Origin of the sequence: Dorea sp. ICN-14282, from assembly GCF_037890115.1 — a bacterium.
Lineage (GTDB): Bacteria > Bacillota > Clostridia > Lachnospirales > Lachnospiraceae > Dorea_B > Dorea_B phocaeensis.
The window spans coordinates 205696-223103 of record NZ_JBBKBH010000002.1 but is presented as its reverse complement, the minus strand read 5'-3'; the positions used below and the strand labels follow the sequence as shown (position 1 = coordinate 223103).

Below are 17408 nucleotides of genomic sequence, written 5' to 3'. Positions count from 1 at the left end.
GTAAGAGAACGAAATTTATGAGGATGGTGTTTTAGGAAAGAGAGAGCACTGTCTCGAAAGATGAAATAGCGTTCGTTATAAAATGGAGGTGGAAAAATGGCAGATCAGGTAAAGGACCTGCGCCGTCTGGTGATTAAAGCGTTCCATATGACAGAGGTAGAGTGGGGCGAACACAATGACATCACGACGGATGGCCATATGACGGTCAGTAAAGAAATGATCGATAAGCTGGTCGCAGAAGATGACTGTATTGAAAAAATCGATATTCAGATCATTAAACCGGGAGATCATGACCGCTGGACCAACACGATTATGGATATTATTCCGATTTCTACAAAGGTGCTTGGAAAGATCGGAGAAGGAATTACACATACGGTTACAGGCGTTTATGTCATGCTGACGGGCGTGGATGTAAATGGTAAGCAGTGCCACGAATTCGGTTCTTCTGAGGGAAATCTGAAAGAACAGCTGTATCTGAATCGTGCGGGTACACCGGGAGATGATGACTATATTATTTCTTTTGATGTAACCTTTGCAGCGGGTATGGGACAGGAAAGACACGGACCATTTACGGCACACAGAATCTGTGATGAGTTTATTCAGAGCTACCGTGAGAAACTGAAAAAATTCAGAGGAGATAAGTGTACAGAGCGCCATGAGTATCATGACCAGGTAAGACCGGGAAAGAAAAAAGTAGTGATTATCAGACAGGTGGCAGGACAGGGAGCGATGTACGATACGCATTTATTCCCGAACGAGCCGTCGGGAGTAGAAGGCGGACGTTCCATCATAGAGATGGGCAATATGCCGGTAATGATTACTCCAAATGAATATAGAGACGGAATTATCCGTTCTATGCAGTAGGAGGTGTAGATTATGGGTATTGGACCATCAACAAAAGAAACATCATTGCATCATTTCAGAGATCCGCTTCTTGAAGTAGTAGCGGAAGATACAGACCTGGATCTGATGGGAATTATCATCGTGGGAACACCGGATGACAATAAAGATAAGCTGCTTGTGGGAACGAGAGCAGCAGCTCTTGCTGAATGTATGCGCGCGGATGGGGTTATCCTGACATCCGATGGATGGGGAAACAGCGACGTGGATTATACCAATACATGTGAACAGCTTGGTATTCGCGGTATTCCGGTTACAGGACTTAATTTCAGTGGTACAGTGGCACAGTTTGTTGTTGTAAACGACTATCTGGATGGCATCGTAGATATCAATAAGAGTGCAGATGGTACAGAGACTAATGTTGTGGGTGAGAACAATATGGTGAAGGTAGACTGTCTGAAGGCGAAGGCGCTGTTGAAGTTGAAGATGCGTCAGAAAGAGCAGCATGATCAGGCATAATGCATATATAGATAACAATATGAATACTTATGCATTTTGTCAATGGATCAGAAGCGAAAGAAAAGGCACGACGTCCGAACTGTCGTGCCCTTTCTTTTTGGTATGTCATTGAGAGGTTTTTCCTCGTTGCATTGCAGTTTTGCTATATACACAAAGCTGGGGAATGCTCCTCTGAAATAGAGGAAGTATATATAAATTGGAGTCCACTGCTGCAAGGATGTTCTTGGGGGAAACAACCGGCAACTGTGTAACTGCAATAACAACCTTAACTAGGTTAAAGTTAATATAGCACTTTTGAAAAGTGGTGTCAATGTGTCGAAAATAAAAAGATAAAATTTGTATAAAGTTACAGAAAAAGTGATTAGAAAAGCGGTCTATTTATGAGTTTTAACAAATTAATGAATTAATGGAATAAAGCAAAAGGTGAGAAAAAGAAATGTAGAAATGGTTTGCAAAAAACAGAAGGATATATTATCATAAACCATAGAAAATACAAGGAGAGAGGAACTATGACAACAGTATATAAGCTAAAGAGTAAGCATACGAAAGAGGTGCTGGAGGATTTTATCCGCTTTGACAATAAGGTGCGTCATCCGCTCACGAAAATGCACCTCACTGTATTGGGGATTGGATTTTTGGTGCTGGGCTATCTGCTGCGTGCAAAGACGGCGGGAATGATTGCCTGCTTTGTGGCGGGAGGCATCATGTTAGGCATTATGTTATTTTCGTATAAGATTGCATTTGTGAAGTTGTCCAGTCAGGATCAGGATTATATAGATCAGAATGAGATTACATATCTTTTTGGGCAGGCGGAACTTCGGATTGAGAATCCGGCCTGGGGAGAAAATGTCCATGTGAAATATGGCGAGATCAGTATGTTGTATGAAGATAAGAAAAACTTCTATATCTGTAGAAACAATGAAGAGCTCTATCTTCTGCCCCATGCAGACTTCGTAGAAGGTGCTGTGGATGGGTTTAGGCGCTTTTTAGAGGATAAGACGAAGAAGATATGGGTGAACACACAGCTGCCGTTAAAAGAGAGAATTAAGCGCATGAATGCAGCGAGAAAAGAAGCAAACAGACTCCACGATGAAGAGGTTGAAAGACGGCGGAAAAACAAAGGAAGATAGAGCTTTTTTGAAAGACTGTAGCGTGTATAAGCTGTGCTAAATATGAAAAAAAGGATTTCCCGAGTGGGAAATCCTTTTTTATGTCCATATTCAATTAAGCAGCTTTTGTTGCATCCTTGAAGAATACGATAGCTGTGTAAACCATAACTACGATAACTACCCATGTCAGGATTGTGATTGGTAAAGACTTAACAATGAAGTAAGCGATCAATACACCAATGATACCTCCGATGGTGAGCAGTAGAGATGCTTTTCTGTCGTATTTTCCTTCTTTAACGAATTTGATTCCGCAAGCTGGCATCAGGAATGCACAAGATCCCATCATAACTGGGAAAGCAGCCTGAATGTTCATTCCAAGAGCACCGATCATAGCCATACATGGTGCGTACAGACCAACACCAACGGTCATAAGAGCTCCTAAGAAGAAGTTAACAACAACACCGATTACAAGTTTAGCACCTGTTAATCCGGTAGCTGTTCCGGAAGCGCCGAATGGACCGATTTCCAACAGTTTACATCCCATAACAACTGCGAGGATCAAAAGAGCAGAACCTAAAGCGATACGGATCTGTTTTACAGGAAGCTTGGATACGATACCAGCTCCGATGTAAGAACCGATAGTAGCTGCTGCAAGCAGAGCAACCAGGGTAATAGTATCCATCTCGATCAGAGTCAGGAATAATACGAACTCTGTTACGACTGGGATAGCATCTCCGATGTTCAGAGTACCTGGCATTGTCTCATCAGGACTGGACTTTGTAAATTTGAAACCAGCCTGTGTAGTTGCGAAACTTCCGATTCCAAGAGTATCAAGGAAGTTTGTGATTACACCGATGATGAACAGTGGGATTACTTTCTCGCCAGTGAATTCGTCTTTGTGTGCAATCATGTCTTTGATCCAGTAAACTGCAAATACGAGTGTGTACAGGATAATGACGATACGTAAAATTAATGTAGCATTCATAATTCATCCCTCCAGATTGGTTGAAAAGTAAAAAATGGAACAGATTCGCCTTTCTTTTATGTAATGAAATATAAATACCCCGATATTTTTATACTTCGTTAAAAATCCCACGATCTGTTCTTTATATAATTTTAGCAATTCCTATGCCAAAAGTCAATCAAATTATACAGAAAAAGCACGGATAGCCCGTGCTTTTTTTACAAATATGTAAAAACCTGACATGTAGTCATTATTTTTTTTGTTTTTTTGCGTCGTGGAAGAATAAAGCGGCACAGATTACCATTACGATACAAACCAGATAGGTCAGTAAGGTGAGCGGCAGGGAGGTTACAATGAATCCTGCGATCAGAACACCAATAGAGCCGGCAATCAGCATAGGGATAGTAGCTCCGCGCTGATATTTTCCTTCCTTAATAAATGTGATTCCGCATGCAGGACACAGGAATGCGCAGGATCCCATCATAATTGGGAAGGCTACGTCTGTGCTCATGCCAAGCAGAAGAATGAGTGCCATACATGGTGCGTACAGACCGATTCCGGCGGTCATTAAGATTCCCAGGATGAAGTTGCCGATGACTCCAATAACCAGCATAGCTCCACTTAAACCTCTGGCGGTTCCTACCATTCCGAATGGTCCGATGGAATTGATCTTACACAGAGTAACAGCTGCTACGATCAGAAGTGCGATACCCATGATGACACGGATTTTCATAATATCCATTCGGGAGATAATCTTTGCACCGAGAATAGATCCAAGGATGGCAGATCCGATCATCAGAACCAGTGTCAGAGGATCTACACTGATGCGAGTCATGGTAATGGTTGCTTCTACGCAGATCGGGATTGCGAAGGCAACGTTCAAAGTGCCCGGAATCAGATCATCGGAGATAGATTTGTTAAACTTCCATGCAGAAGTTGCGATTGCGTAGCTTCCGATTCCCAGCGTGTCGAAAAAGTTTGCAATCAAACTGATGATGGAGTTGAATCCTAATTTGGCTTTATCAAGTTCTTGCTTGTGTGCCTTCACGTCTTTAAACAGTATTATAATGAATGCAATTGCGAAGATCCACATGAAAATAAGTAAAATTGTTGAAGCGCTCATAAAAAATACCTCTCTTTCATTTGTGGAAAATTTTGTTTCAGTATAATTGATTGTGAAATAAATGTCAAGCAAAAGATTAAAAAATCTAATGCTGGCATTACAAAAGGTTATGACTTAGAGAAGAAAAACTTTTGCATATTCCAAAAAGCCTTTGGAAGCTGGTGACAGTTCTTCCTGAGAGGAGAAGGCAAGTCCCAGTTTCCGATAAGCGCGCGGGAGGAGGGGGAGGGTGGTGTAGTTCCCGATCTGTCCGCGAAGTAGAAGCCCTGGGAGGATTGCAAGGCCCAGATTGTGCTCTACCATAGAAAGAGATGAAAATTCATTAACGGTCACATAGCGGATATCCGGAGTGACCTGATGTTCTTTTAAGATTCTGTGAATATCGCTTCCGGGTGTATACTCAGTGATGATAAAGGGCTGATCGTTGAAATCCTCGATGGGAATTGCGTCCTGCGCTGCAAGAGGATGGCCTTTGGGAAGAACGGCGAAAAGCTCATCGTTCATTACCGGGAGAAACTGATAACGCTGTTCTGACTGATAGCTGAGGAAACCGATATCTACCTTTCGTTCCTGGATCCATTCGGCAAGTTCGCCTTCTGATCCTTGTATAATTTTAAAGTTAATGTCTGGGTGTTTTTGCTGGAATTCCTGGATGATTTTAGGGATCCAGTGGATAGAACAGCTTAAGTATGTACCTATTATAATAGTGCCGGTTTGAGCGCCTTTTAGTGAGGCGATCTCCTGACGGATGACTTCCTCGGCGTGGAGAAGGGAACGGATGGCTGGGAGGAGTGCTTTTGCCTCGTCGGTCAGGAAGGTGCCGTGACCAACCTTTTTAAATAAGGAAAAGCCAACGTCCTTTTCCAGTGTCTTCATCATTTGGGTGATGCCGGACTGTGTATATCCAAGTTCCAGACCTGCGCGTGTGAAGCTGCCGTGATGATCTACGGCGAGCATGACTTTCCATTTCTTGATATCCATAATGTGGTTGCCCCCTGTGTCTGTAGTGTGTATAATGTCAATAGCTCATTACTCTTGGCACTTATAATAGAGAAAAAATAGGTGGGCTACAAGGTGAAATGTGGAAAATAAGCGAAGTTTCTGATTGTACGAAAAAAAAAACAATATTTAAAAGAAAATGCTTGCAAAAACGGATTTTATCATTTATACTGAAAAAGCTGTGACATGATAGCTGTGAAACGTGAGGTTGCTGCTTATAATAGCAGGTTTTCCGTGGAGCGAATGTCAAGTTAGGAAACTGGCGACAAGTCACTGTACGAAACTATAACGGCCGCTGAAATGTGGTAACAACGTGTGAGGTTCTCACGACACACACGGGAGAGTGTACAGTCACCGCTTGTCGTACTGAAGTTAAAAGTACGAAAAGGAGGCGACTTTTTTTATGGCAAGTCAAGTAATGAGAATCACTTTGAAGGCTTATGATCACCAGCTGGTTGATGCATCTGCCAAAAAAATCATCGAAACTGTTAAAAAGAATGGATCTAAGGTGAGTGGACCGGTTCCGCTTCCGACAAAGAAGGAAGTTGTAACAATTATCAGAGCTGTTCACAAATACAAAGATTCCAGAGAGCAGTTTGAACAGAGAACTCATAAGAGACTGATCGATATCATCACACCAACACAGAAAACGGTTGATGCATTATCTAGATTAGAGATGCCGGCTGGTGTATATATCGACATCAAAATGAAAAACAAATAAGAACACAGTAATTCCTAACATTTAGGATGAACGCCAAAGTGCGTTCCGCTGTAAATCACAGGAGGTAATTATAATGAAGAAAGCTATCTTAGCTACCAAAGTCGGAATGACTCAGATCTTCAATGAAGACGGAAGTCTGACACCTGTAACGGTACTTCAGGCTGGACCATGTGTTGTAACACAGATCAAAACTGTTGAGAACGATGGTTACGAAGCAGTACAGGTTGGTTTTATCGACAAGAAAGACAAAATCATCAACAAAGACAAGGGCGGAAGAAAAGAAATCGCTCATCGTCATGGTGTAACAAAAGCTGAGCAGGGACACTTTGCAAAAGCTGGTGTATCTGGTAAGAGATTTGTAAGAGAGTTTAAATTTGAAAATGCAGGCGAGTTTGAGCTGGCTCAGGAAATCAAAGCTGACATCTTCGAAGTTGGCGATAAGATTGATGCAACTGCAATCTCTAAAGGAAAGGGATTCCAGGGAGCAATCAAGAGACACAACCAGCATAGAGGACCTATGACTCATGGTTCTAAGTTCCACCGTCACGCAGGTTCCAACGGAGCTGCTTCTGATCCGAGCAAGGTATTTAAAGGAAAGAAAATGCCGGGACACATGGGAAGTAAGAAGATCACAATCCAGAATCTGGAAGTTGTACGCGTAGATGCAGAAAACAACCTGTTACTGGTTAAAGGCTCAGTACCGGGACCTAAGAAATCTTTAGTAACTATTAAAGAAGCAGTAAAAGCTAACTAGGATTTGGCGAAGGAAGGAGGACACTAGAGATGGCAAACGTATCTGTTTACAATATCGAAGGTAACGAAGTTGGTACAATCGACTTAAATGATGCAGTGTTCGGTGTTGAAGTAAATGAACATCTGGTACACATGGCAGTTGTAAACCAGCTTGCAAATAATCGTCAGGGAACACAGAAAGCAAAAACACGTTCTGAAGTTTCCGGAGGCGGAAGAAAACCATGGAGACAGAAAGGAACAGGTCACGCAAGACAGGGATCCACAAGAGCTCCACAGTGGACAGGCGGCGGAGTTGTATTCGCTCCGGTTCCGAGAGATTACTCTTTCAAAATGAACAAGAAAGAGAAGAGAGCTGCTCTGAAATCTGCTCTCACAGCAAAGGTAGAAGAGAAGAAATTCATCGTAGTTGACGAGATCAAGTTTGATGAGATCAAGACAAAGAACTTTGCAAATATCCTTAAGAACTTAGATGTAAAGAAAGCATTAGTAGTATTAGAAGCTGGAAATGCAAACGTAGAGCTTTCCGCAAGAAACATTGCTGATGTTAAGACAGCAAAGACTAATACAATCAATGTGTACGACATCTTAAAATACAACACAGTGATCGCAACGAAAGCTGCTGTTGCAAATATCGAGGAGGTGTACGCATAATGGCAAACATTCAGTATTATGATGTAATCCTTAAACCAGTTGTAACAGAGAAGAGTATGGGACTGATGGGAGACAAGAAATATACATTCCTTGTACATCCAGAAGCAACCAAGTCTCAGGTAAAAGAAGCTGTTGAGAAAATGTTCAATGGCACAAAAGTAAAAAGCGTTAACACAATGAACTGCGAAGGCAAGAAGAGAAGAGTGCGTGGAACAATGCAGTTCGGAAAGACAGCTAAAACAAAGAAAGCTATCGTGCAGTTAACAGCTGACAGCGCTGACATCGAGATCTTCGAAGGATTATAAGATAAGCGCAGATCATACGGATAGAAACCGTGATAATAAACATTTGAAAGGAGAACGATCATGGGAATTAAAACATATCGCCCATATACGCCTTCCAGAAGACAGATGACTGGTTCTGATTTCTCAGAAATCACAAAGACCACACCAGAGAAGTCTTTGTTAGCTCCAAAGAGCAGACAGGCAGGACGTAACAACCAGGGAAAAATTACTGTTAGACACCGCGGAGGCGGAGCTAAGAAGAAATATAGAATTATCGACTTCAAGAGAAGAAAAGACGGAATTGCAGCTACTGTAATCGGGATCGAGTACGATCCAAACAGAACAGCTAATATCGCTCTTATCTGCTATGAAGATGGTGAAAAAGCATACATCCTTGCTCCAGAAGGATTGAAGGATGGAATGAAGGTTATGAACGGAGCAGAAGCTGAAGTAAGAGTTGGTAACTGCCTTCCACTTTCTGAGATTCCAGTAGGTACTCAGATCCACAACATTGAGCTTTATCCTGGAAGAGGCGGACAGCTTGTTCGTTCCGCTGGAAACAGCGCTCAGTTAATGGCAAAAGAAGGAAAATACGCAACACTTCGTCTTCCATCAGGAGAGATGAGAATGGTTCCGATCGTATGCCGTGCATCTATCGGAGTTGTAGGAAATGGTGACCACAACCTGATCAACATCGGTAAAGCAGGACGTAAGCGTCACATGGGTATCAGACCGACAGTTCGTGGTTCTGTTATGAACCCGAATGACCATCCGCACGGTGGTGGTGAAGGTAAGACTGGAATCGGACGTCCGGGTCCATGTACACCTTGGGGTAAACCAGCACTTGGTCTTAAGACAAGAAAGAAAAACAAATCTTCTAACAAGATGATTGTAAGAAGAAGAGATGGTAAAGCAATCAAATAATTAAGGAGGTTAGAACCTATGGCACGTTCAATTAAAAAAGGACCATTCGCAGACGAAAGCCTGCTTAAGAAGATTGATGCGATGAACGAGTCCGGTGACAAGTCTGTAATTAAGACATGGTCCCGCCGTTCTACAATCTTCCCAAGCATGGTTGGACATACAATCGCCGTACACGACGGAAGAAAACATGTACCTGTATATGTAACAGAGGATATGGTAGGACACAAGCTCGGAGAGTTTGTTGCAACCAGAACATACAGAGGACATGGAAAAGACGAAAAGAAATCAAGAGTTAGATAATTACATTGTGAAAGGAGGGTTCATCCATGGCTAAAGGACATAGATCCCAAATCAAAAGAGAGAGAAATGCTAACAAAGATACAAGACCTTCTGCTAAGTTGTCTTACGCAAGAGTTTCTGTTCAGAAAGCATGTTTCGTATTAGATGCCATTAGAGGTAAGGATGTAACAACAGCACTTGGTATTTTAACTTATAATCCAAGATATGCTTCCAGTTTAATAAAGAAATTATTAGAGTCTGCAATCGCAAATGCTGAGAATAACAACGGCATGAACGCTGAGAATCTTTATATTGCAGAGGCTTATGCAAACAAAGGACCAACAATGAAGAGAATCAGACCTAGAGCACAGGGAAGAGCTTACAGAATCGAGAAGAGAATGAGCCACATTACACTTGTGCTTGATGAAAGATAAGGAGGGCAAACATGGGACAGAAAGTTAATCCTCATGGTTTGAGAGTCGGTGTTATCAAAGACTGGGACTCTAAATGGTATGCAGAAAAAGATTTCGCAGACTACTTAGTAGAAGACCATGAAATCAGAACGTATCTTAAGAAGAGATTATACAGCGCCGGTGTTTCTAAGATTGAGATCGAAAGAGCATCCGATCGCGTTAAGATCATCATTTATACAGCTAAGCCGGGAGTTGTTATCGGTAAAGGCGGATCAGAGATCGAGAAAGTAAAAGGTGAATTAGCACAGTTTACAGATAAGAAGTTAGTAGTAGACATCAAAGAAGTTAAGAGACCGGATAAGGATGCACAGTTAGTAGCAGAGAATATCGCTCTTCAGCTTGAGAACCGTATTTCCTTCAGACGTGCTATGAAGTCTTGCATGTCTAGAACAATGAAGGCAGGAGCACTTGGTGTGAAGACTTCCGTATCAGGACGTCTTGGCGGAGCTGACATGGCTCGTACAGAGTTCTACAGCGAAGGAACAATTCCGCTTCAGACATTGAGAGCAGACATTGACTACGGATTCGCTGAGGCTGACACAACTTACGGAAAAGTTGGTGTTAAGGTATGGATTTACAAAGGCGAAGTTCTTCCGGAAAAAGCATCAAAGGAAGGAGATAGATAATCATGTTAATGCCAAAGAGAGTAAAACGTCGTAAACAATTCCGTGGTTCCATGAAGGGTAAAGCTCTTCGCGGAAACAAGATTACAAATGGTGAATATGGTATCGTTGCAATGGAGCCATGCTGGATCCGTTCCAATCAGATCGAGGCTGCCCGTATCGCTATGACACGTTACATCAAGCGTGGTGGTAAAGTTTGGATCAAAATATTCCCAGATAAACCTGTAACTACGAAACCAGCTGAAACACGTATGGGTTCCGGTAAAGGAACTTTAGAGTACTGGGTAGCAGTTGTGAAGCCGGGACGTGTAATGTTCGAGCTTGCTGGAGTTCCTGAGGAAACAGCACGTGAAGCTTTACGTCTTGCAATGCACAAATTACCTTGTAAATGTAAGATCGTTTCACGCGAAGATTTAGAAGGCGGTGATAACAGTGAAAATTAATGCATTTGTAGAAGATTTAAAAACAAAATCAGCTGCAGAGCTGAACGAAGAATTAGTAGCTGCTAAAAAGGAACTTTTCAACTTGAGATTCCAGAACGCAACAAATCAGTTAGACAATACAAGCAGAATCAAAGAAGTAAGAAGAAACATTGCCAGAATTCAGACAGTAATTACTGAAAAGGCAAATGCTGCGGAATAATCCGGAAAGGAGTATAGGCTGTGGAAAGAAATCTTAGAAAGACCCGTGTGGGTAAGGTTATCAGCAATAAAATGGATAAAACCATCGTTGTTGCCATTGAAAATCATGTAAAACATCCACTTTACAAGAAGATTGTAAAGAAGACATATAAGCTGAAAGCACACGATGAGAACAATGAGTGCAACATTGGTGACAAGGTAAAAGTTATGGAAACAAGACCTCTGTCCAAAGACAAGAGATGGAGACTTGTTGAAATTATGGAAAAAGCGAAATAGTATAAGGAGGGAAACCTGCATGATACAGCAAGAAAGCAGACTGAAAGTAGCAGACAATACAGGTGCGAAAGAGTTACTTTGTATCCGTGTACTGGGCGGTTCAACCAGAAGATATGCAAGTATCGGTGATGTAATCGTTGCGACTGTTAAAGATGCAACACCAGGCGGCGTTGTGAAAAAAGGTGACGTAGTAAAGGCTGTAGTTGTTCGTACTGTAAACAGTACTCGTCGTAAAGATGGTTCTTACATCCGTTTCGATGAAAATGCTGCTGTAATTATAAAAGATGATAAGACACCAAGAGGAACCCGTATTTTCGGGCCAGTAGCAAGAGAGCTTCGTGACAAACAGTTCATGAGAATTGTTTCTCTGGCTCCGGAAGTACTTTAAGGAGGTGCGCGTAAGATGTCAATGTTAAAGATCAAAAAAGGCGACACTGTTAAGGTAATCGCTGGTAAAGATAAAGACAAAGAAGGCAAGGTTATTGTTGTAAACCAGAAAGATGGTAAGGTTGTTGTTGAAGGCGTGAACATGCTGACAAAGCATACAAAACCAAGTGCTTCCAATGCCAATGGCGGAATCATTCATCAGGAAGGTCCGATCGATGCATCTAACGTAATGTATATGCACAAAGGAAAAGCTACAAGAGTCGGAATTAAGATGGATGGCGACAAAAAAGTTCGTTTCGCAAAATCAACTGGCGAAGTGATTGATTAATCTAAGGAAGGAGGTCCAGTGCTTTGAGTAGACTGAAAGAACAATACCAGAACGAGATCGTAGATGCTCTGATCAAGAAGTTCGGTTATAAAAATATTATGGAAGTGCCGAAGCTCGACAAGGTTGTAATCAACATGGGAGTTGGAGAGGCAAAAGACAATGCAAAGCTGTTAGATTCAGCAATTGCAGATATGGAAAAGATTACAGGACAGAAAGCTGTTGTATGTAAGGCTAAAAAATCTGTTGCTAACTTCAAGTTAAGAGAAGGAATGGCAATCGGATGTAAAACTACTTTAAGAGGAGAGAAGATGTATGAGTTCGTTGATCGTCTGATCAACCTTGCATTACCTCGTGTACGTGACTTTAGAGGAGTAAATCCTAACGCATTCGACGGAAGAGGAAACTACGCTCTTGGAATCAAAGAGCAGATCATCTTCCCTGAGATCGAGTATGATAAGATCGACAAGGTAAGAGGTATGGATATCATCTTCGTTACCACTGCAAAAACAGATGAAGAGGCTCGTGAATTGTTAACACAGTTCAACATGCCATTTACAAAATAAGGAGGTAAATTATGGCTAAGACAGCAATGAAAGTTAAGCAGCAGCGTAAGCAGAAATTCTCTACAAGAGAATACAATCGTTGCAGAATCTGTGGTCGTCCACATGCATATTTAAGAAAATATGGAATCTGCCGTGTTTGCTTCCGCGAATTGGCATACAAAGGTCAGATCCCTGGCGTAAAGAAAGCCAGCTGGTAGGCTTTGAACATTTAGAAAAGGAGGAAACAATTCATGACTATGAGCGATCCAATTGCAGATATGCTTACAAGAATCCGTAATGCAAATACTGCGAAACATGATACAGTAGACGTACCTGCATCTAAGATGAAACTTGCTATCGCAAACATCTTATTAGATGAAGGATACATCGCAAAATACGACGTCATCGAAGACGGAGTATTCAAGACAATCCGCATCACATTAAAGTATGGTGCTGATAAGAATGAAAAAGTAATCACAGGTCTTAAGAGAATCTCCAAGCCAGGTCTGCGTGTATACGCAAACAGCGCTGATGTACCGAAGGTATTTGGTGGACTTGGAACAGCAATCATCTCTACAAATCACGGTGTGATCACAGATAAAGAAGCAAGAAAGCTCGGCGTTGGCGGAGAAGTACTTTGCTTCGTATGGTAAACCAAAAGCAACTTAGTGAAAGCAAGTTGTAAAGCGATGCTTGAACTTAGTGCGAGGTTGTTCTTTGAGCTTAGCGAGGTACTTACGAGCTTAGCGAAAAGAACTTCCTTATGTAACAGACTGAAAACAGAACAATTCAGAATTGTTCCGAAAATTTAAGTTAAGGAGGATAAGGCAATGTCACGTATCGGAAGACTGCCAGTTGCAATTCCAGCAGGCGTAACTGTTGAGGTTGCAGAGAATAACAAAGTGACTGTAAAAGGTCCAAAGGGAACACTTGAAAGAGAACTTCCAACAGAGATGACCATCAAGGTTGAAGGTGAGGAAGTTGTAGTAACAAGACCAAACGATCTGAAGAAAATGAAATCTTTACACGGTCTGACAAGAACACTGATCAATAACATGGTTGTTGGTGTTACAGAAGGATACCAGAAGGTTCTGGAAGTAAACGGTGTTGGATACAAAGCAGCGAAGTCCGGAAGCAAGCTGACACTCAGCCTTGGATACTCTCATCCAGTAGAGATGGAAGATCCAGAAGGCGTTGAGACAGTACTGGAAGGACAGAACAAGATCGTCGTTAAAGGTATCGATAAAGAAAAAGTTGGACAGTTTGCGGCTGAGATCAGAGATAAGAGAAGACCGGAGCCATACAAAGGTAAAGGTATTAAGTATGCTGATGAAGTTATCAGACGTAAAGTTGGTAAGACTGGTAAGAAATAAGAAAGGAGAGTGTAAAAATGGTTAGCAAAAAATCAAGAAGTGTTGTACGTGTAAATAAGCACAGAAAATTACGTAACCGTTTGAGCGGTACTGCGCAGTGCCCACGCCTCGCAGTGTTTAGAAGTAACAATCACATGTATGCTCAGATCATTGATGATACTGCTCATCATACTCTGGTTTCCGCTTCCACTCTTCAGAAAGATGTGAAAGCAAACCTGGAGAAAACAAACAACGTTGATGCAGCAGCATATCTTGGAAAAGTTATTGCTGAGAAGGCAATCGAGAAAGGTATTAAAGACGTTGTCTTCGACAGAGGCGGATTTATTTACCAGGGTAAAGTTCAGGCATTAGCAGACGCAGCTAGAGAAGCTGGGTTGAATTTCTAGAAGGAGGAGCACACATGAGACAGGAACGTATTGATGCTAGTCAGTTAGAGTTAAATGAAAAAGTAGTATCAATTAAACGTGTAACCAAAGTTGTTAAAGGTGGCCGTAACATGAGATTCACAGCTTTAGTAGTTGTTGGTGATGGTAATGGCCATGTTGGTGCAGGTTTAGGAAAAGCTACTGAGATTCCGGAAGCAATCCGCAAAGGAAAAGAAGATGCTGCAAAGAATCTGATTTCAGTAGCCTTAGATGAAAATGATAGTATTACACATGATTTTATCGGTAAATTCGGAGGAGCTTCTGTATTACTGAAGAAGGCTCCGGAAGGTACTGGAGTAATCGCCGGTGGTCCGGCGCGTGCCGTAATCGAGATGGCAGGAATTAAGAACATTCGTACAAAATCTCTTGGTTCCAACAATAAGCAGAACGTAGTTCTTGCTACAATCGAAGGATTACGCCAGGTTAAGACTCCGGAAGAAGTAGCTAAGCTTCGCGGTAAATCTGTTGAAGAGATCTTAGGCTAAGGAGGTAGATTAAGATGGCAAATTTAAAAGTTACATTAGTGAAATCTACAATTGGTGCTGTACCGAAGCATAAGAAAACTGTAGAAGCATTAGGACTTCGCAAGTTAAACAAGACAGTTGAACTGCCGGACAACGCAGCAACAAGAGGGATGATCAAACAGGTTTCTCACCTGGTAAAAGTAGAAGAAGCATAATTATATCAGATAAGGAGGTGTCACAATGGATTTATCAAACTTAAGACCTGCTGATGGAGCAAAACAGAGTGATAATTTCAGAAGAGGACGTGGACACGGTTCTGGAAATGGTAAGACTGCTGGTAAGGGACACAAAGGTCAGAAAGCTCGTTCTGGAGCAACAAGACCAGGTTTCGAAGGTGGACAGATGCCATTATATAGAAGAATACCAAAGAGAGGTTTCAAGAACAGAAACTCTAAAGAAATCATTGGTATTAACTTAAGCGCTCTTGAAGTATTTGAGAATGATACAGTTGTATCTGTAGAGACTCTGATTGAACAGGGAATCGTAAAGAACCCAAGAGATGGTGTTAAGATTCTTGGAGGCGGAGAGCTGACAAAGAAACTGACCGTTCAGGCAAATGCATTCAGTGCAAGTGCAAAAGAGAAGATTGAGGCTGTAGGTGGAAAAGCAGAGGTGATCTAATGTTAGAAACATTCCGAAGAGCATTTCAAATTAAAGATATTCGCAAAAAAATCGGATACACGTTTTTGATGTTGATCGTTATTAGAATTGGCTCACAGCTGCCGACACCGGGAGTGAATACGGAGTTTATTCAGAACTTTTTTGCCCAGAATACGGGGGAAGCGTTTAACTTGTTTAACGCTTTCACCGGGGGCTCTATGGAGCGTATGTCAATCTTTGCATTGAGTATTACGCCATACATTACTTCTTCCATTATTATGCAGTTGCTCACAATTGCGATTCCAAAATTGGAAGAGATGCAGAAAGATGGAGAAGACGGAAGAAAGAAGATCGCAGCAATTACTCGTTATGTGACGGTGATTTTGGCGCTTATCGAATCTACAGCTATGGCAGTAGGATTTGGACGTCAGGGACTTTTGACAGAATATAATTTCGTCAATGTTGCAATCGTCGTACTTACACTCACAGCAGGATCTGCGTTCCTGATGTGGATCGGTGAACGGATCACAGAAAAGGGTGTGGGAAATGGTATTTCCATTGTCCTGGTAATTAACATTGTTTCCCGTATTCCAAGTGATATGACAACTCTGTTTGAACAGTTTGTCAAAGGAAAACCGATCGCTTCCGCAGCGCTTGCAGTAGTAGTTATTCTTGCAATTATCATTGCTCTTGTTGTATTCGTAGTAATTCTTCAGGGCGGTGTAAGAAAGATTGCAGTACAGTATTCTCAGAAAGTGGTAGGAAGAAAGACCTATGGAGGTCAGTCCAGTAACATTCCGCTGAAAGTTAATACTGCAGGTGTAATCCCGATTATCTTTGCGTCATCATTGATGCAGACACCGGTTGTTATTGCATCCTTCCTAGGAAAAGGCAACGGAACCGGAATTGGAAGTGAGATCCTTCGTGGTCTCAACCAGGGAAACTGGTGCAATCCAGCACAGCTTAAGTATTCCTGGGGACTGTTGGTATATATCATTCTGACTGTATTCTTCGCTTATTTCTATACCTCTATTACGTTTAACCCGTTAGAGATTGCAAATAACATGAAGAAAAACGGAGGATTTATCCCAGGTATCCGTCCTGGAAAACCAACGGTTGATTATCTGACAAAGATTTTGAACTACATTATCTTTGTTGGTGCATGTGCACTGATTGTTATTCAGGTTGTGCCGATCCTCTTTAATGGATGGCTTGGCGCAAATGTATCGTTCGGTGGTACTTCCCTGATCATTATCGTCAGCGTTGTGCTTGAGACGTTAAAACAGCTTGAATCACAGATGCTGGTACGTAATTATAAGGGATTTTTAAATAAGTAAGATTTTGACTCGCGGGAAAAGGCTTTTTTTCGCGGGTTAAAATGCTATTAAGGAGGAAACATATCTATGAAGATTATTATGTTAGGTGCACCTGGTGCAGGAAAAGGTACTCAGGCAAAGAAAATTGCAGCAAAATACAATATTCCTCACATTTCAACAGGAGATATTTTCAGAGCAAATATCAAAAATGGTACAGAACTTGGAAAGAAAGCTCAGACATACATGGATCAGGGGCTTCTGGTTCCTGACGAACTGGTTGTTGATCTGGTAGTAGACCGCGTGGGCCAGGAAGATTGTAAGGACGGTTACGTTCTGGACGGTTTTCCGAGAACGATTCCTCAGGCAGAAGCGCTTGATAAAGCGTTGGCAGCGATCGGAGAGAAGATGGATTTTGCTATTGATGTAGATGTACCGGATGAGAATATTATCCGCCGTATGGGCGGACGCCGCGCATGCGTAGGGTGCGGAGCAACTTATCATTTGGAATATGCACCGACGAAGGTGGAAGGTATCTGTGATACTTGCGGAAAAGAACTGATTTTAAGAGAAGATGACAAGCCGGAGACCGTACAGAAACGTCTCGGTGTGTACCATGAGCAGACACAGCCGCTGATCGATTACTATACAGCAGCTGGAATCTTAAGAACAGTAGACGGTACGGTTGATATTAACGATGTATTTCAGGCAATCGTAGGCCTGTTAGGAGCGTAAGC

Annotated in this window: 29 protein-coding genes; 26 read left to right on the top strand and 3 right to left on the bottom strand. The window is 41.9% G+C overall.

Annotated features, from left to right (window positions below):
- Nucleotides 1-96: 96 nt before the first annotated feature.
- From prdD to WKT00_RS06445, 3 genes are all read left to right on the top strand, one after another.
- Nucleotides 97-864 (top strand): proline reductase cluster protein PrdD, encoded by a 768-nt coding sequence (gene prdD, locus WKT00_RS06455; RefSeq protein WP_101694966.1) that lies wholly within the window; start codon nucleotides 97-99, stop codon nucleotides 862-864.
- A gap of 12 nt (nucleotides 865-876) precedes the next feature.
- Nucleotides 877-1359, top strand: a complete 483-nt coding sequence (locus WKT00_RS06450; RefSeq protein ID WP_101694965.1) for a glycine/sarcosine/betaine reductase component B subunit — start codon at nucleotides 877-879, stop codon at nucleotides 1357-1359.
- Nucleotides 1360-1868: 509 nt separating this feature from the next.
- Nucleotides 1869-2489, top strand: coding sequence for a YcxB family protein (locus WKT00_RS06445; protein ID WP_101694964.1), 621 nt, complete (start codon nucleotides 1869-1871; stop codon nucleotides 2487-2489).
- Nucleotides 2490-2583: 94 nt separating this feature from the next.
- Here WKT00_RS06445 and WKT00_RS06440 read toward each other — a convergent pair whose 3' ends face one another.
- The 3 genes from WKT00_RS06440 to WKT00_RS06430 form a co-directional block, all read right to left on the bottom strand.
- A complete protein-coding gene (locus WKT00_RS06440) occupies nucleotides 2584-3453 on the bottom strand; it encodes a sulfite exporter TauE/SafE family protein (RefSeq protein ID WP_101694963.1) in 870 nt (289 codons plus the stop codon).
- 229 nt (nucleotides 3454-3682) lie between these two features.
- Nucleotides 3683-4555 (bottom strand): sulfite exporter TauE/SafE family protein, encoded by an 873-nt coding sequence (locus WKT00_RS06435; protein ID WP_101694962.1) that lies wholly within the window; start codon nucleotides 4553-4555, stop codon nucleotides 3683-3685.
- Between the two features lie 114 nt (nucleotides 4556-4669).
- Nucleotides 4670-5536, bottom strand: coding sequence for a LysR family transcriptional regulator (locus WKT00_RS06430; RefSeq protein ID WP_340262076.1), 867 nt, complete (start codon nucleotides 5534-5536; stop codon nucleotides 4670-4672).
- Between the two features lie 421 nt (nucleotides 5537-5957).
- On the opposite strand from WKT00_RS06430, the gene rpsJ reads away from it, so the two are divergent.
- The 23 genes from rpsJ (at nucleotide 5958) to WKT00_RS06315 (ending at nucleotide 17406) form a co-directional block, all read left to right on the top strand.
- A complete protein-coding gene (gene rpsJ / locus WKT00_RS06425) occupies nucleotides 5958-6275 on the top strand; it encodes a 30S ribosomal protein S10 (protein ID WP_101694961.1) in 318 nt (105 codons plus the stop codon).
- A 73-nt stretch (nucleotides 6276-6348) separates the two neighbouring features.
- Complete coding sequence (rplC, locus tag WKT00_RS06420) at nucleotides 6349-7029, top strand: 50S ribosomal protein L3 (RefSeq protein WP_101694960.1); 681 nt, start codon at nucleotides 6349-6351, stop codon at nucleotides 7027-7029.
- Nucleotides 7030-7058: 29 nt separating this feature from the next.
- On the top strand, nucleotides 7059-7679 hold the full coding sequence (rplD, locus tag WKT00_RS06415) for a 50S ribosomal protein L4 (protein WP_340262071.1): 621 nt from the start codon (nucleotides 7059-7061) through the stop codon (nucleotides 7677-7679).
- On the top strand, nucleotides 7679-7984 hold the full coding sequence (gene rplW / locus WKT00_RS06410) for a 50S ribosomal protein L23 (RefSeq protein ID WP_101694958.1): 306 nt from the start codon (nucleotides 7679-7681) through the stop codon (nucleotides 7982-7984). The genes rplD and rplW overlap by 1 nt, the downstream gene beginning before the upstream one ends.
- 60 nt (nucleotides 7985-8044) lie before the next feature.
- Entirely contained in the window at nucleotides 8045-8887 is an 843-nt protein-coding gene (gene rplB, locus WKT00_RS06405; protein ID WP_101694957.1) for a 50S ribosomal protein L2, read from the top strand.
- A gap of 18 nt (nucleotides 8888-8905) precedes the next feature.
- On the top strand, nucleotides 8906-9187 hold the full coding sequence (gene rpsS, locus WKT00_RS06400; protein WP_101694956.1) for a 30S ribosomal protein S19: 282 nt from the start codon (nucleotides 8906-8908) through the stop codon (nucleotides 9185-9187).
- 26 nt (nucleotides 9188-9213) lie between these two features.
- Nucleotides 9214-9600 (top strand): 50S ribosomal protein L22, encoded by a 387-nt coding sequence (gene rplV / locus WKT00_RS06395; RefSeq protein ID WP_004607294.1) that lies wholly within the window; start codon nucleotides 9214-9216, stop codon nucleotides 9598-9600.
- Between the two features lie 11 nt (nucleotides 9601-9611).
- Entirely contained in the window at nucleotides 9612-10265 is a 654-nt protein-coding gene (gene rpsC, locus WKT00_RS06390; protein WP_101694955.1) for a 30S ribosomal protein S3, read from the top strand.
- Between the two features lie 2 nt (nucleotides 10266-10267).
- Nucleotides 10268-10705: a 50S ribosomal protein L16 gene (gene rplP / locus WKT00_RS06385; RefSeq protein WP_101694954.1), complete on the top strand. Its 438-nt coding sequence runs from the start codon at nucleotides 10268-10270 to the stop codon at nucleotides 10703-10705.
- Nucleotides 10695-10904 (top strand): 50S ribosomal protein L29, encoded by a 210-nt coding sequence (gene rpmC, locus WKT00_RS06380; protein WP_006445003.1) that lies wholly within the window; start codon nucleotides 10695-10697, stop codon nucleotides 10902-10904. The genes rplP and rpmC overlap by 11 nt, the downstream gene beginning before the upstream one ends.
- A 20-nt stretch (nucleotides 10905-10924) precedes the next feature.
- Complete coding sequence (gene rpsQ / locus WKT00_RS06375) at nucleotides 10925-11179, top strand: 30S ribosomal protein S17 (protein ID WP_101694953.1); 255 nt, start codon at nucleotides 10925-10927, stop codon at nucleotides 11177-11179.
- A gap of 19 nt (nucleotides 11180-11198) precedes the next feature.
- Nucleotides 11199-11567 (top strand): 50S ribosomal protein L14, encoded by a 369-nt coding sequence (gene rplN / locus WKT00_RS06370; protein WP_006427393.1) that lies wholly within the window; start codon nucleotides 11199-11201, stop codon nucleotides 11565-11567.
- Nucleotides 11568-11582: 15 nt separating this feature from the next.
- Nucleotides 11583-11894, top strand: a complete 312-nt coding sequence (gene rplX / locus WKT00_RS06365; RefSeq protein ID WP_340262037.1) for a 50S ribosomal protein L24 — start codon at nucleotides 11583-11585, stop codon at nucleotides 11892-11894.
- Nucleotides 11895-11917: 23 nt separating this feature from the next.
- Nucleotides 11918-12457: a 50S ribosomal protein L5 gene (rplE, locus tag WKT00_RS06360; protein WP_101694951.1), complete on the top strand. Its 540-nt coding sequence runs from the start codon at nucleotides 11918-11920 to the stop codon at nucleotides 12455-12457.
- A gap of 11 nt (nucleotides 12458-12468) precedes the next feature.
- Nucleotides 12469-12654, top strand: a complete 186-nt coding sequence (locus WKT00_RS06355; protein ID WP_006427396.1) for a type Z 30S ribosomal protein S14 — start codon at nucleotides 12469-12471, stop codon at nucleotides 12652-12654.
- A gap of 33 nt (nucleotides 12655-12687) precedes the next feature.
- The gene (gene rpsH, locus WKT00_RS06350) at nucleotides 12688-13089 is read left to right on the top strand and encodes a 30S ribosomal protein S8 (RefSeq protein ID WP_101694950.1); all 402 of its coding nucleotides are present in this window, start codon (nucleotides 12688-12690) and stop codon (nucleotides 13087-13089) included.
- Between the two features lie 177 nt (nucleotides 13090-13266).
- Nucleotides 13267-13809 (top strand): 50S ribosomal protein L6, encoded by a 543-nt coding sequence (gene rplF, locus WKT00_RS06345; RefSeq protein ID WP_101694949.1) that lies wholly within the window; start codon nucleotides 13267-13269, stop codon nucleotides 13807-13809.
- Nucleotides 13810-13826: 17 nt separating this feature from the next.
- Entirely contained in the window at nucleotides 13827-14195 is a 369-nt protein-coding gene (gene rplR / locus WKT00_RS06340; protein WP_101694948.1) for a 50S ribosomal protein L18, read from the top strand.
- Nucleotides 14196-14209: 14 nt separating this feature from the next.
- Nucleotides 14210-14719, top strand: a complete 510-nt coding sequence (gene rpsE, locus WKT00_RS06335; RefSeq protein ID WP_101694947.1) for a 30S ribosomal protein S5 — start codon at nucleotides 14210-14212, stop codon at nucleotides 14717-14719.
- Nucleotides 14720-14733: 14 nt separating this feature from the next.
- Nucleotides 14734-14913: a 50S ribosomal protein L30 gene (gene rpmD, locus WKT00_RS06330; protein ID WP_101694946.1), complete on the top strand. Its 180-nt coding sequence runs from the start codon at nucleotides 14734-14736 to the stop codon at nucleotides 14911-14913.
- Between the two features lie 25 nt (nucleotides 14914-14938).
- Complete coding sequence (gene rplO / locus WKT00_RS06325; protein WP_101694945.1) at nucleotides 14939-15379, top strand: 50S ribosomal protein L15; 441 nt, start codon at nucleotides 14939-14941, stop codon at nucleotides 15377-15379.
- On the top strand, nucleotides 15379-16695 hold the full coding sequence (secY, locus tag WKT00_RS06320) for a preprotein translocase subunit SecY (protein WP_101694944.1): 1317 nt from the start codon (nucleotides 15379-15381) through the stop codon (nucleotides 16693-16695). The genes rplO and secY overlap by 1 nt, the downstream gene beginning before the upstream one ends.
- Before the next feature lie 66 nt (nucleotides 16696-16761).
- The gene (locus WKT00_RS06315) at nucleotides 16762-17406 is read left to right on the top strand and encodes an adenylate kinase (protein ID WP_173814595.1); all 645 of its coding nucleotides are present in this window, start codon (nucleotides 16762-16764) and stop codon (nucleotides 17404-17406) included.
- Nucleotides 17407-17408 lie beyond the last annotated feature (2 nt).

What these genes read in the sequence shown, in the direction of transcription:
- secY (WP_101694944.1), top strand. Translation starts at nt 15,379, where the DNA reads ATGTTAGAAACATTCCGAAGAGCATTTCAAATTAAAGATATTCGCAAA.
- WKT00_RS06315 (WP_173814595.1), top strand. Translation starts at nt 16,762, where the DNA reads ATGAAGATTATTATGTTAGGTGCACCTGGTGCAGGAAAAGGTACTCAG.
- rplW (WP_101694958.1), top strand. Translation starts at nt 7,679, where the DNA reads ATGGCAAACATTCAGTATTATGATGTAATCCTTAAACCAGTTGTAACA.
- rpsS (WP_101694956.1), top strand. Translation starts at nt 8,906, where the DNA reads ATGGCACGTTCAATTAAAAAAGGACCATTCGCAGACGAAAGCCTGCTT.
- rplD (WP_340262071.1), top strand. Translation starts at nt 7,059, where the DNA reads ATGGCAAACGTATCTGTTTACAATATCGAAGGTAACGAAGTTGGTACA.
- WKT00_RS06445 (WP_101694964.1), top strand. Translation starts at nt 1,869, where the DNA reads ATGACAACAGTATATAAGCTAAAGAGTAAGCATACGAAAGAGGTGCTG.
- WKT00_RS06440 (WP_101694963.1), bottom strand. Translation starts at nt 3,453, where the DNA reads ATGAATGCTACATTAATTTTACGTATCGTCATTATCCTGTACACACTC.
- rplP (WP_101694954.1), top strand. Translation starts at nt 10,268, where the DNA reads ATGTTAATGCCAAAGAGAGTAAAACGTCGTAAACAATTCCGTGGTTCC.
- rpsH (WP_101694950.1), top strand. Translation starts at nt 12,688, where the DNA reads ATGACTATGAGCGATCCAATTGCAGATATGCTTACAAGAATCCGTAAT.
- WKT00_RS06450 (WP_101694965.1), top strand. Translation starts at nt 877, where the DNA reads ATGGGTATTGGACCATCAACAAAAGAAACATCATTGCATCATTTCAGA.
- rplO (WP_101694945.1), top strand. Translation starts at nt 14,939, where the DNA reads ATGGATTTATCAAACTTAAGACCTGCTGATGGAGCAAAACAGAGTGAT.
- prdD (WP_101694966.1), top strand. Translation starts at nt 97, where the DNA reads ATGGCAGATCAGGTAAAGGACCTGCGCCGTCTGGTGATTAAAGCGTTC.
- rplB (WP_101694957.1), top strand. Translation starts at nt 8,045, where the DNA reads ATGGGAATTAAAACATATCGCCCATATACGCCTTCCAGAAGACAGATG.
- rplV (WP_004607294.1), top strand. Translation starts at nt 9,214, where the DNA reads ATGGCTAAAGGACATAGATCCCAAATCAAAAGAGAGAGAAATGCTAAC.
- rpsC (WP_101694955.1), top strand. Translation starts at nt 9,612, where the DNA reads ATGGGACAGAAAGTTAATCCTCATGGTTTGAGAGTCGGTGTTATCAAA.
- WKT00_RS06355 (WP_006427396.1), top strand. Translation starts at nt 12,469, where the DNA reads ATGGCTAAGACAGCAATGAAAGTTAAGCAGCAGCGTAAGCAGAAATTC.
- rplN (WP_006427393.1), top strand. Translation starts at nt 11,199, where the DNA reads ATGATACAGCAAGAAAGCAGACTGAAAGTAGCAGACAATACAGGTGCG.
- rplX (WP_340262037.1), top strand. Translation starts at nt 11,583, where the DNA reads ATGTCAATGTTAAAGATCAAAAAAGGCGACACTGTTAAGGTAATCGCT.
- rplC (WP_101694960.1), top strand. Translation starts at nt 6,349, where the DNA reads ATGAAGAAAGCTATCTTAGCTACCAAAGTCGGAATGACTCAGATCTTC.
- rpsJ (WP_101694961.1), top strand. Translation starts at nt 5,958, where the DNA reads ATGGCAAGTCAAGTAATGAGAATCACTTTGAAGGCTTATGATCACCAG.
- rplR (WP_101694948.1), top strand. Translation starts at nt 13,827, where the DNA reads ATGGTTAGCAAAAAATCAAGAAGTGTTGTACGTGTAAATAAGCACAGA.
- rplF (WP_101694949.1), top strand. Translation starts at nt 13,267, where the DNA reads ATGTCACGTATCGGAAGACTGCCAGTTGCAATTCCAGCAGGCGTAACT.
- WKT00_RS06430 (WP_340262076.1), bottom strand. Translation starts at nt 5,536, where the DNA reads ATGGATATCAAGAAATGGAAAGTCATGCTCGCCGTAGATCATCACGGC.
- WKT00_RS06435 (WP_101694962.1), bottom strand. Translation starts at nt 4,555, where the DNA reads ATGAGCGCTTCAACAATTTTACTTATTTTCATGTGGATCTTCGCAATT.
- rpsE (WP_101694947.1), top strand. Translation starts at nt 14,210, where the DNA reads ATGAGACAGGAACGTATTGATGCTAGTCAGTTAGAGTTAAATGAAAAA.
- rpmD (WP_101694946.1), top strand. Translation starts at nt 14,734, where the DNA reads ATGGCAAATTTAAAAGTTACATTAGTGAAATCTACAATTGGTGCTGTA.